The sequence below is a fragment of the Bacillus rugosus genome, assembly GCF_023238245.1.
GTDB lineage: Bacteria > Bacillota > Bacilli > Bacillales > Bacillaceae > Bacillus > Bacillus rugosus.
Genome location: NZ_CP096590.1, coordinates 2,031,688 through 2,043,950, shown reverse-complemented (window position 1 = coordinate 2,043,950; position 12,263 = coordinate 2,031,688). Strand labels below are relative to the sequence as shown.

The window sequence follows — 12,263 nt, the reverse complement described above, 5'->3', positions numbered from 1 at the left end:
ATTATGACGTACAATCAAATGCCAAAAGCTCAAGGTCTCTACCGTCCTGAATTTGAACATGATGCATGCGGAATCGGCCTATATGCACACTTAAAAGGCAAGCAGACTCACGACATCGTCAAACAAGGGCTTAAGATGCTTTGCCAACTAGACCACAGAGGAGGCCAAGGCAGTGATCCGGATACAGGAGACGGAGCCGGCTTACTGGTTCAAATCCCTGATGCTTTCTTTAGGAAAGAGTGCAAAGACATCAATCTGCCGGAAAAAGGGCGTTACGGGGTAGGAATGGTCTTTTTCTCACAGAAGGAAGAGGAAAGAATAAAAATCGAGAAGCAAATCAATGCACTGATTGAACAAGAAGGCCAAGCTGTTCTTGGATGGAGAACTGTACCTGTAAATGTCGGAAAAATCGGAACAGTAGCGCAAAAAAGCTGTCCGTTTGTCCGTCAGGTATTTATTGGGGCAAGTTCTGATCTGAAGGACAATTTGTCTTTTGAACGAAAATTGTATGTCATTCGTAAACAGGCTGAAAACTGGGGAGTAACGGAAGGTTTTGATTTTTATTTTGCCAGTCTTTCAAGCCAGACCATCGTATATAAAGGCCTTTTAACACCTGAACAAGTTGATGCGTTTTATTCTGATTTGCAAGATGAAGCATTCGTTTCTGCTTTTGCGCTTGTCCATTCACGCTTCAGCACCAACACATTCCCTACATGGGAAAGAGCGCATCCAAACCGCTATTTGGTTCACAATGGTGAAATCAACACCCTTCGCGGAAACATCAACTGGATGAGAGCACGTGAGCAGCAATTTGTATCTGAAAGTTTTGGTGAGGACTTAAACAAAATTCTGCCTATTTTGAATGCTGATGGCAGTGACTCTTCCATTTTGGATAATGCATTTGAGTTTTTTGTGATGGCTGGACGCCAACCGGCACATACAGCAATGATGCTCATTCCTGAGCCGTGGACGGAAAATACGCATATGTCTAAGGAAAAAAGAGCGTTCTACGAGTACCATAGTTCCCTGATGGAGCCCTGGGACGGACCGACAGCCATTTCATTTACTGACGGGAAACAAATCGGTGCGATCCTTGACCGGAATGGTCTCCGTCCGGCCCGTTATTATGTAACAAAAGATGATTATATTATTTTCTCATCTGAAGTAGGCGTTATTGAAGTTGAACAGGAGAACGTTTTATATAAAAACCGTCTCGAACCTGGAAAAATGCTTTTAATCGACCTGGAAGAAGGCCGCATTATCTCGGATGAAGAAGTCAAAACACAAATTGCAACTGAGTTCCCGTACCAGAAGTGGCTTGAAGAAGAGCTTGTGCAAGTAAATCCTGATCCGGAATCAAGAGAGGAAGAACAGTTTAAAGATCTTCTTACTCGCCAGAAGGCATTTGGATACACATATGAAGATATCCAAAAATATTTAATTCCTGTCATTAAAGAAGGCAAAGATCCTCTCGGTTCAATGGGAAATGACGCGCCGCTTGCTGTTCTGTCAGACCGCGCGCAATCACTGTTTAACTACTTTAAGCAGCTGTTTGCACAAGTAACGAACCCGCCAATCGACGCGATTCGTGAGCAGCTTGTGACATCTACGATGACCTGGCTAGGTGCAGAAGGCGATCTTCTTCACCCGAGTGAGCGAAACGTTCGCCGGATTAAACTGTATACACCTGTTTTATCAAATGAACAGTTTTACGCATTAAAAACGATTGTTCATCCTGATTTAAAAAGCCAAAAAATCGATGTGCTGTTTTCAGAGGATCTTGAACGCGGATTAAAGGATATGTTCACGCAGGCAGAGAAAGCCATCAGCCAAGGCGTAAGCCTGTTAATTTTATCAGATAAAAAGATGAATGAACGCTTGACACCAATACCGCCGCTTCTGGCAGTCAGCGCGCTGCATCAGCATTTAATCCGCAAAGGGCTGCGTACGAAAGTCAGCATCATTGTGGAATCAGGAGAAGCGCGTGAAGTACACCACTTTGCAGCATTAATCGGTTACGGCGCAGATGCAATTAATCCTTATCTCGCTTATGCGACCTACAAGCAGGAAATTGATGAAGGCCGTTTGGATATCAGCTATGAAGAAGCAGTCAGCAAATATGGAAAAAGCATTACTGAAGGTGTCGTAAAAGTCATGTCCAAGATGGGGATTTCAACTGTACAAAGCTACAGAGGCGCACAAATCTTTGAAGCGGTAGGAATCAGCCGTGATGTAATTGATCGCTATTTCACAGGGACTGCATCACAGCTCGGCGGCATCGACATAAAAACAATTGCAGAAGAGGCGCAGCGCCGCCACCGGGAAGCGTATCAGGATGATTACAGCAAAACGCTTGAACCAGGAAGTGACTTCCAATGGAGAAACGGCGGAGAGCATCACGCGTTTAACCCAAAAACGATTCATACCTTACAATGGGCGTGCCGCAGAAATGATTACAATCTGTTTAAACAATATACAAAAGCAGCAGATGAAGAACGTATCGGATTTTTACGGAACTTGTTCGGATTTGAAGAAAACCGCAAGCCTCTGAAATTGGAGGAGGTCGAATCCGCTGAATCGATTGTCAAACGCTTTAAAACGGGTGCGATGTCATTTGGATCCTTGAGTAAGGAAGCACACGAAGCCTTAGCAATCGCGATGAACCGTCTTGGCGGAAAAAGCAACAGCGGTGAGGGCGGAGAAGATCCAAAACGCTTTGTTCCAGATGAAAACGGCGATGACAGAAGAAGTGCAATCAAACAAATTGCATCCGGACGTTTCGGTGTCAAAAGCCATTACCTCGTCAATGCAGATGAGCTGCAGATAAAAATGGCGCAAGGCGCTAAGCCGGGTGAAGGCGGACAGCTGCCTGGCAATAAGGTATATCCTTGGGTTGCCGATGTCCGCGGATCAACTCCTGGTGTCGGATTAATCTCACCACCGCCGCACCATGATATTTATTCGATTGAGGATTTAGCCCAGCTGATCCACGATTTGAAAAATGCCAATCGTGACGCCAGAATCAGCGTGAAGCTGGTGTCAAAAGCAGGCGTAGGTACAATCGCTGCAGGTGTTGCGAAAGCGACTGCAGATGTCATTGTGATCAGCGGTTACGACGGAGGTACAGGCGCCTCTCCAAAAACCAGTATTAAACATACAGGTCTTCCGTGGGAGCTTGGTCTCGCAGAAGCACATCAAACGTTAATGCTGAACGGACTCCGCGACCGTGTTGTATTAGAAACAGACGGAAAGCTCATGACGGGCCGGGACGTTGTGATGGCTGCCTTGCTAGGAGCTGAAGAATTCGGTTTCGCAACGGCTCCGTTAGTTGTACTCGGTTGTGTCATGATGCGTGCCTGTCATTTGGATACATGTCCTGTCGGGGTAGCAACACAAAATCCTGAGCTTCGCAAAAAGTTCATGGGCGATCCTGATCATATTGTGAACTATATGCTGTTCATTGCTGAAGAAGTTCGTGAGTACATGGCTGCGTTAGGCTTCAAGACATTTGATGAAATGATCGGCCGCACTGACGTACTTAATGTGAGTGAGCGGGCGAAGGCGCATTGGAAGGCAAGCCAGCTCGATTTGTCTACACTTCTATATCAGCCCGAAGGCGTACGAACGTTCCAATCGCCGCAAAATCATAAAATTGATCAATCGCTTGATATCACAGCGATCCTCCCGGCCGTACAAGAAGCCATTGAGTCTGGAAAAGAAGCGGATGTTTCTATCCAAATCAACAATACAAACCGTGTAGCCGGAACGATAACAGGCAGTGAAATTTCAAAACGCTACGGAGAAGAAGGGCTTCCGGAAGATACGATCAAGCTGCAGTTTACCGGATCAGCCGGACAAAGCTTTGGAGCCTTCGTTCCTAAAGGGATGACACTTTATTTGGACGGAGACTCAAATGACTATGTCGGAAAAGGGCTTTCTGGAGGAAAAATCATCGTCAAGTCACCGGAAGGATTTAATTCTGCATCAGATGACAACGTCATAATCGGCAACGTAGCGTTCTACGGGGCGACAAGCGGAGAAGCATACATTAACGGACGTGCGGGTGAACGCTTTGCCGTTCGAAACAGCGGTGTGAACGTGGTTGTAGAAGGTATCGGCGACCACGGCTGTGAATACATGACTGGCGGCAGTGTTGTCGTACTCGGTGATGTAGGCAAAAACTTCGCTGCAGGTATGTCAGGCGGAATCGCTTATGTTCTCGCTGAAGATATAAAAGCGTTTAAACGCAAATGCAACCTTGAAATGATTTTATTTGAATCATTAGAGGATGAGAAAGAAATCGAACAAATCAAAACAATGCTTGAAAAGCATGCTGGGTATACAAACAGCCAAAAAGCTGCAGACCTGCTTAATCAGTGGGAAGACAGCGTGAAAAAATTCGTCAAAGTCATTCCGAAAAACTATAAACAAATGCTTGCAAGCATCGAAGAGCAAAAAGCTGCAGGCTTATCAGATGAAGAAGCGGTCATGTTCGCATTTGAAGCCAACACGAAGCCAAAGCAGAATACAGCAACATCGGGACAAAAACAAGCGGTAGTACAGTAAGGAAGGGGAGAGGAACATGGGGAAACCAACTGGATTTATGGAGATCAAACGAGAAAAACCTGCTGAGCGGGACCCTCTCACTCGCTTAAAGGATTGGAAAGAATATTCTGCTCCTTTTTCAGAAGAAGCATCGAAACGGCAGGGGGCACGGTGTATGGATTGCGGTACACCGTTTTGCCAGATCGGTGCAGACATTAACGGATTTACCTCTGGTTGTCCGATTTACAACTTAATTCCTGAATGGAATGATCTTGTCTACCGGGGCAGATGGAAAGAAGCATTGGAACGACTGTTGAAAACAAACAACTTTCCTGAATTCACAGGGCGGGTATGTCCCGCTCCTTGTGAAGGATCATGTACATTAGCGATTTCAGACCCGGCCGTATCAATTAAAAACATCGAGCGGACTATTATCGACAAAGGATTTGAGAACGGCTGGATTCAGCCTAGAATTCCTAAAAAACGAACTGGCAAAAAAGTGGCCATTGTCGGATCAGGCCCAGCCGGACTGGCGAGTGCAGACCAGCTGAATCAAGCAGGGCATTCCGTCACTGTTTTTGAGCGCTCAGACAGAGCGGGCGGCCTTTTAACATACGGCATTCCGAACATGAAGCTTGAGAAGGGCATTGTAGAACGCCGGGTTAAATTGCTGACGCAAGAAGGGATTGATTTTGTCACGAACACAGAGATCGGCGTTGACATTACAGCTGATGAGCTGAAGGAGCAATTTGACGCTGTAATTCTGTGCACAGGCGCTCAAAAACAGCGGGATCTACTAATCGAAGGGCGCGACTCAAAAGGAGTCCATTACGCGATGGACTACCTGACACTCGCAACAAAAAGCTATTTAGATTCTAACTTTAAAGACAAACAATTCATTGATGCCAAAGGGAAAGATGTCATCGTAATCGGAGGCGGAGATACAGGAGCTGACTGTGTCGCTACTGCTCTGCGGCAAAAAGCCAAAAGCGTACACCAATTTGGTAAACACCCGAAACTTCCGCCAGCCCGCACGAATGACAATATGTGGCCTGAACAGCCGCACGTCTTTACGCTTGAATATGCGTATGAAGAAGCAGAAGCAAAATTCGGAAGAGATCCGAGGGAATACTCTATTCAAACGAAAAAATTGGTTGCTGATAAAAATGGCAAACTGAAAGAGCTTCATACTATCCAAATGGAGAAAGTGAAAAATGAGCACGGAAAATACGAGTTCCGCGAGCTGCCTGGAACGGAAAAAGTATGGCCTGCTCAGCTTGTCTTCATCGCTATCGGCTTTGAAGGCACAGAACAGCCGCTGTTGAAACAGTTCGGTGTTGATTCTGAAAATAACAAAATCAGCGCAGCATATGGGGATTATCAAACAAATATCGATGGCGTATTCGCCGCAGGGGATGCAAGAAGAGGCCAAAGCTTAATCGTATGGGCGATTAATGAAGGCCGTGAAGTGGCGCGTGAAGTAGATCGATACTTGATGGGGAGTTCAGTTCTTCCGTAAATAAAGGGGAATATGATATAAAGGAAACCGGTCTGATTGCCAGCCGGTTTCTTTTTTACTCCATTACGATTCCGATGTTACCAAACTGTCTGCCTTCCTGCATTCTCGTATATGCTTTACATGCTTTTTCTAAAGGATATGTGCGGTCAATTACAGGTCGCAGCTTATGTTTTTCAATAAAAGCGAGCATATCATGAAATTCTTCACAGCTTCCCATTGAGGTTCCCAATACATTGATCTGAGGAAAGAATATAGAACGCACCGGAAAACAGAGATCGTCACCTGAGCTTGCCCCAAAGCTGACAATACGGCCGTTCGGTTTTACATGGCGGAAGTATTCCGAAAAAAGGGCAGGGCCTATGCTGTCAAGAATAACATCAGCCTTTTTTCCCTGCATCTGTTCATCCCAATTGCTGTAGCTGTCAATTGCGTAATCAGCACCTAATTGCAGCGCCTTTTTTCTTTTCTCCTCACTGCGGGAGGTCACACTTACCGTTGCTCCAATCGCTTTAGCCATAAACAAAGCGTAGGTTGCAACACCACTGCCGATGCCGGGTATCAATAGGTGCTCCTCTTTTTTCAATTGGGCTTTTGTAAACAAGGCCCGATATGCAGTTAAAGCGGATAAAGGTAAAACGCCTGCTTCTTCCCAGGATAAATAAGAAGGTTTTTTGATTGCATTTTGTGAAGGGATGATCACGTATTCAGCAAGCGTTCCGTCAGAAGGCCCTCCCAGAATCTCAGGTACAGCCGGTACGTTCTCTGTCAAATCCCAGTTCAATGTCGGGAAAATGATTACTTCTGTTTGAATAGCAACGTTTTTCACGCCTTCACCAACCTCTTCAATAATACCAGCGCCGTCAGACCCCAGTATCACATGAGGATCTCGTTCAGACTTGTTTTTCATAAGAAACAGGTCACGATGATTTAGGCCTGCAGATTTTAATTTGACTTTTACCTCTCCGTATCCGGGCTTTTTTGATGGAATGTCTTGAAATGATAATCCCTGCAGTCCGGTTTTTCCATTGTGAATTACAGCTTTCATACTGTCTGCCTCCTAATAGAATTGTATTTTCATATCTTTACATATTTTACATAGCGGTTTTCTTCAAGTAAAATGAACAAAAATGATAGCCGATATCACTTTTAATCATAGCAAGAAGGTGAGAGCCCATGGAAAGCGGAGATTTAAGGATTTTTCGTGCTGTTGCCCGCGAAGGAAGCACAACGAAAGCAGCCCAAATGCTGAATTATGTCCAGTCGAATGTGACAGCCAGAATACATAACCTTGAGGAAGATTTGAATATCAGGCTTTTTCATCGAACGAATCGGGGGATGAAGCTGACCGCTGCTGGAGAAAATCTTTTGCAATATGCTGATCAAGTATTATCGCTGTTAGAAGAAGCTGAAAAATCGGCACAGGTGAGCCAGCATCCGAAAGGGCCTTTGCGGATCGGATCGTTGGAAACAACGGCGGTAACGCATCTGCCCGAACATGCAGCCTCCTTTCTCAGACGTTTTCCTGAAGTAGATTTATCAGTGAACACAGCTGATACGCACAATTTGATTCAACAGGTTCTTGATCATAAAGTTGATGGCGCGTTTGTTTACGGGCCGGTTGAGCACACTGATGTCAGACAAATCCATGTTTCCCGTGATGAATTGGTTTTGATTTCATTTTGTGAAGGGACGGCAGAAGATATGCTTCGGCAACCGATGCTCTTTTTCGGAGCTGGCTGTTCTCATCGTTCCAGAATCAAAAGATTACTTGAGGAAGCAGGCATTCAAAATCAAAAAATCATAGAGTTTGGCACATTTGAAGCCATTATAAGAGGAGTATCCGCCGGGTTGGGTACGGCGCTCCTCCCGAAGTCCGCTGTCGACTGCTCCATTTATCGTAGGAATGTATGGGTTCATCAGCTTCCAGCAGCATATCAAGACTTAGAGATCGTATTTATATACAGGAAAGACTTCTTTATTACAAGTGCGTTTCAGAGGTTTATTGATGAGATAAGCGAAATAAAATGATGTATAAAAGAGCGTAGCCGATTGTCAAGACAGCCGGTATACAACAGAGTATCACCTAAACGCAAGTGAATATCAAAGTATGCATACAAAAAAACTGTACTCATTTGAAGCGAGTACAGTTTTTTCCTTTTTATTTCCGTTTTAAATTGATGCCGATCGCCGCGCCGTTTCTGCTTGAATCAGCTACGCCTTTAAAGGTGCCGTTTTCATGGTCGATAGAAATACTTTGTACGTTTCCGATTTCCACCGGGCTTTTGCCGAATTTATGGCCCATGCCGTTTAGTTTACTTAGGACGTCTTCAGGAACTCCGTCTTCGTATCGGTAGGAGCTCATGCTGTTTGTGTAAATTCTCGGCTCTTCAACAGCAGCTTTTAATTCCATGCCGTATTCGATGTGATAGAGAATGGTTTGCAAAACCGATGAAATAATGGTGGCCCCGCCAGGAGATCCGACGGTGAGGACAGGCTTGTCATCCTTAAATAAAATGGTCGGGGTCATACTGCTTAAAGGCCGTTTGTTTGGCTGTACTTCATTAGCTCCACCAGGAACCGCATCAAAATCTGTTAATTCATTGTTTAAAATGACGCCGTAATCAGGAACCATAATACCAGTTCCGAAAAGCTGTTCGATTGTCGTTGTATAGGAAACAACATTTCCCCAGCGGTCGGCAACTGTAAAGTGGGTTGTTTGGCCTTCTACTTTGTCTTTCGGCTGTTCGACTTGCTTATAGTTTGCCGATCCTTCTTGGTATTTCCAAGGATCACCGGCTTTCGGTTTTTTATTGACTTGATCTAAATTGATTAATTGCTGGCGTTCTTTAATATAATCGGGGTGAAGCAAACCTTTGAGAGGAACGTTTACAAATTCGGGATCACCTGCGTAAGACGCACGGTCGGCATAAGACAAATGCATCGTTTCAGCAAGCAGTTGATATTTTTCCCATGAGCGGACATCGTATTGTGAAAGGTTAAAATCATCAAGTATTTTCAGCATTTGCAATAAGAAAATACCGCCAGAGCTTGGAGGAGGAGTAGTTGCGATTTGATAGCCTTGATAGTCTCCCCAAATCGGTTCATCGATTGTAATATCATAATTTTCTAAATCTTTCTTCGTCATTGACCCGCCGAAATCCTGTACTGTGTCAGAAAGCGCTTTGGCAAATTTTCCTTCATAAAAAGCGTCAGTGCCTTTTGAGCGAATGAGCTTAAACGTTTTTGCCAAATCCTTTTGAATCAATGTATCGCCTTCTTTAAGCGGCTCGCCATTTGGCAAAAATACATCTTTTGCGGCAGTCCGTGACAGCTTTTCCTGATAATTCGAAATGGCATCTGCCAACACCGAATCAATCGGAAATCCTTTTTCAGCAAGTTTAATAGAAGGGGTGATTAATTGTTTCATCGAGCGGGTTCCCCATTTATCCAGAGCTTCCTCCAGTCCTTTCAGCGTACCTGGAACACCGACAGCAGTTCCTTTTGTCACACGCTCAGAGAAAGGAATGGCTTTGCCGTTTTCATCGAGAAACATATCGGGAGTTGCGCCTGCTGGAGCACGTTCACGACTGTCAATGATCGTTGTATCCTTTGTTTTTCCGTCATACACCATCATAAAACCGCCGCCGCCAATGCCTGACATCATCGGCTCTGTTACATTGAGTGCAAATTGAATGGCAACCGCCGCGTCAATGGCATTTCCTCCTTTTTTCAGCACATCAGCACCGATTTCCGAAGCGAGAGGATGTGCGGTGGCAACCATGCCGTCTTTCCCTACATCTACTTGTTTGTACTCATCGTAGCTTTTGGGCGGCTTTTTAGCTTCCGCGTGAAAAGGGACACTTCCAGCGACTAACAGAACACTAAGCAGAGCTGTTAAACAGACGTTCCACGTTCTTTTCATGTTCTCCCTCCTATATGAAGCTGTTATGTTACAATCTTAGCGTAAAAAACTTACAGCGTTTTCACAAGTGACAAATGGTATATTATATAGAACATTAACCCGTTTTTCTGTGCAAAATTGATTATATTGATATGAGCCATGTGCTATATTAGAATCAGAGCTACGGATTAAGAAAGGACTGCTATATGTATTTAACGATTAAAGAAACAGCAGAATATGCAAATCTTTCAGAGGATTATATTAAAAGCTTGGTGATCGAAGGAAAAATCAGGGCCGTTCATGATGGTGAGCAATTTTTAATTTATAAGGGGCAGTTCAAAACACATCTCGAACAGCTGGAAAATTACAAAGCGCTTGTGCAGGAAATATTAAATGAACCAATCCCGGAAGATATTGATGTAAAGGATGAAGATTAGGACACAATTTCAAATTGTGTCTTTTTTTGTATATCCTTTTAAAAACAACAGAAAAACCGAATCGTCAGATTTTGTTTTAAGAGGTTTTTTGATGTTTTATAGAGCAATGAGTATCAAATAGGTTAAAAGCTTTATATGAGGCTATAAAACGCATTTGCGAGGGAGGGGTTTTCGAAAGCCTCTGTTATTCGCTTATGTAACACTATGTATATTATGTTACATAAATGCCGCCGCACTTTGACATTCAACGTTTTTCAGCTATAATAGTAACATAGATCTCAAAACGTTACATAATGGTTTTTAAGGAGTTTTTTGATGCATATTGTACAGCCGATTCGCAGTTTAGAGAAAATCCAAGATGTAAAACAGTATTTGCTAAACAAAAATAAGCGGGATTATTTTTTGTTTATCTTCGGCATCAACAGTGCGCTCCGCATTTCTGATATTCTGCCGCTGCAAGTGAAGGACGTTAAAAATAAGGATCATTTATGGGCGACTGAAAGCAAAACGAAAAAGAAAAGGAAGATTTTGATTTTAGAATCGCTGAAACACGAAATATACGAGTATACGAAAGACATGAAAGAAAACGAATATCTTTTTAAATCTGTACGGACCAGGAAGCCGATTTCCCGCATTCAGGCCTACAGGATTTTAAGAGAAGCCGCCGCGGCGTGCGGACTTGAGGAGATAGGGACACATACGCTCCGGAAAACGTTCGGCTATCACTTTTACCAGCGGACAAAAGACATTGCAGAGCTGCAGAGAATACTGAATCATTCATCACCCTCGATTACAATGCGGTATATCGGTATTGATGAAGATACAACTAGGGCCGCGTATAAGGTTTTTGGAGGGCTTTAATACAAACCGCTTGAAAATATTGATCATCAGAGCTACTATATAAATACAAAAGCTCTAGTAGCACAGCGGATAGTGCAGCAGTTTCCTAAACTGCAGGTCGGGAGTTCGAATCTCTCCTAGAGCGTTATATTTACAAAAAGACAACAGGCTATTCGTCTGTTGTCTTTCTTTATGTCAAATAAAAAACGCCCGCTTATACCGGGCGTTTTTCTTATATAACTGCGTCAAATTGATTGACTTTCCATTTTTTATTCTCTTTTACAAATGTCACTTTCCGTTTCGCTGAAGGTGATCCGTCTAAAGTAGGAACAGTAAATTCGTATGTGACTGTGCTGCCTTTTTTAGATATCAGTATAGCGCTTGATTTTTTCCAATTTAAAAGGTTGTCTCCGTCACCGATTGGCACGGCAAGTTTACCTTTTGAAACAGTAAAATGATAGTCTTTAAAGCCTTTTTCGATTGCTGTTTTTGTGAAAATAGGAGTTAAGTAATTCACTGCTTTTGCTTTAGTGCCTAGATCACTGCACATATACACATATTGAAGATTTTGATACTCAAATGTGCCTGATGGGCAAACTGCTTTTTTCTCTTTTGGATTGTGGCCGCTCATTGTGTTCCAAAAGTGTTCTCTTGCTGATAATGCCAGCTGCAGAGCTTGTTTTTGTGATAAATCACCTGAAGTATTTTTAGCAAATGCATTTGTGCTTAATGACAGAATAAGTGCAATAGTTGTTAGAAATAGAAGACATTTTTTCATTATGGTTCACTCCTTCAAAATCTCTTTCTCTTATGTTACAAATGTTACAATAATTACGTATAGATTACAATACTTTTGCATAAATTATTTTTTATTCTTTTACTCACAAAGAAATAGGCTGTTACTTGCTAGTTTATTCTTCTTAAGCTAAAAAGATGTGTAAAATGAGAAGAATCGGGAAGGGTTTCATATGTAAAGTGATGAATAATAACATGTTGCATATCCTGTTTTTGTCAAAAGAAT

General features: G+C 43.3%; 8 protein-coding genes and 1 tRNA gene. 6 read left to right on the top strand and 3 right to left on the bottom strand.

The genetic code is table 11. From position 1 onward, the window contains the following. Positions 1-3: 3 nt before the first annotated feature. Together gltB and gltD are read left to right on the top strand one after the other, a co-directional pair. Positions 4-4,566: a glutamate synthase large subunit gene (gltB, locus tag M0696_RS09980; RefSeq protein ID WP_222142959.1), complete on the top strand. Its 4,563-nt coding sequence runs from the start codon at positions 4-6 to the stop codon at positions 4,564-4,566. A 16-nt stretch (positions 4,567-4,582) separates the two neighbouring features. Then, on the top strand, positions 4,583-6,064 hold the full coding sequence (gltD, locus tag M0696_RS09975; protein ID WP_166852356.1) for a glutamate synthase small subunit: 1,482 nt from the start codon (positions 4,583-4,585) through the stop codon (positions 6,062-6,064). Positions 6,065-6,119: 55 nt separating this feature from the next. Here the strand turns inward: gltD and M0696_RS09970 are convergent, their stop codons facing one another. Continuing rightward, entirely contained in the window at positions 6,120-7,109 is a 990-nt protein-coding gene (locus tag M0696_RS09970) for a zinc-binding dehydrogenase (protein WP_222142958.1), read from the bottom strand. Between the two features lie 128 nt (positions 7,110-7,237). Between M0696_RS09970 and yofA the strand changes: the two genes are divergently transcribed. After that, positions 7,238-8,092, top strand: a complete 855-nt coding sequence (gene yofA / locus M0696_RS09965) for a LysR family transcriptional regulator YofA (RefSeq protein ID WP_248602734.1) — start codon at positions 7,238-7,240, stop codon at positions 8,090-8,092. Between the two features lie 130 nt (positions 8,093-8,222). Here yofA and ggt read toward each other — a convergent pair whose 3' ends face one another. Next, a complete protein-coding gene (gene ggt, locus M0696_RS09960; protein ID WP_222142956.1) occupies positions 8,223-9,986 on the bottom strand; it encodes a gamma-glutamyltransferase in 1,764 nt (587 codons plus the stop codon). A gap of 185 nt (positions 9,987-10,171) precedes the next feature. Here ggt and M0696_RS09955 point away from each other — a divergent pair, with 185 nt between their 5' ends. From M0696_RS09955 to M0696_RS09945, 3 genes are all read left to right on the top strand, one after another. Then, positions 10,172-10,402, top strand: coding sequence for an excisionase family DNA-binding protein (locus M0696_RS09955; protein WP_166852368.1), 231 nt, complete (start codon positions 10,172-10,174; stop codon positions 10,400-10,402). A gap of 315 nt (positions 10,403-10,717) precedes the next feature. Then, positions 10,718-11,263 carry a site-specific integrase gene (locus M0696_RS09950; RefSeq protein WP_060398741.1) on the top strand — a complete coding sequence of 182 codons (546 nt, stop codon included), beginning with the start codon at positions 10,718-10,720 and terminating at the stop codon, positions 11,261-11,263. Positions 11,264-11,314: 51 nt separating this feature from the next. Continuing rightward, a tRNA-Arg gene (locus tag M0696_RS09945) sits at positions 11,315-11,387 on the top strand. An 87-nt stretch (positions 11,388-11,474) separates the two neighbouring features. On the opposite strand, the gene iseA is transcribed toward M0696_RS09945, so the two are convergent. Then, complete coding sequence (iseA, locus tag M0696_RS09940) at positions 11,475-12,020, bottom strand: IseA DL-endopeptidase inhibitor family protein (RefSeq protein ID WP_222142955.1); 546 nt, start codon at positions 12,018-12,020, stop codon at positions 11,475-11,477. Positions 12,021-12,263 lie beyond the last annotated feature (243 nt).

Coding starts and splice junctions, on each gene's coding strand:
- gltB (WP_222142959.1), top strand. CDS start 4: ATGACGTACAATCAAATGCCAAAAGCTCAAGGTCTCTACCGTCCTGAA.
- gltD (WP_166852356.1), top strand. CDS start 4,583: ATGGGGAAACCAACTGGATTTATGGAGATCAAACGAGAAAAACCTGCT.
- M0696_RS09970 (WP_222142958.1), bottom strand. CDS start 7,109: ATGAAAGCTGTAATTCACAATGGAAAAACCGGACTGCAGGGATTATCA.
- yofA (WP_248602734.1), top strand. CDS start 7,238: ATGGAAAGCGGAGATTTAAGGATTTTTCGTGCTGTTGCCCGCGAAGGA.
- ggt (WP_222142956.1), bottom strand. CDS start 9,986: ATGAAAAGAACGTGGAACGTCTGTTTAACAGCTCTGCTTAGTGTTCTG.
- M0696_RS09955 (WP_166852368.1), top strand. CDS start 10,172: ATGTATTTAACGATTAAAGAAACAGCAGAATATGCAAATCTTTCAGAG.
- M0696_RS09950 (WP_060398741.1), top strand. CDS start 10,718: ATGCATATTGTACAGCCGATTCGCAGTTTAGAGAAAATCCAAGATGTA.
- iseA (WP_222142955.1), bottom strand. CDS start 12,020: ATGAAAAAATGTCTTCTATTTCTAACAACTATTGCACTTATTCTGTCA.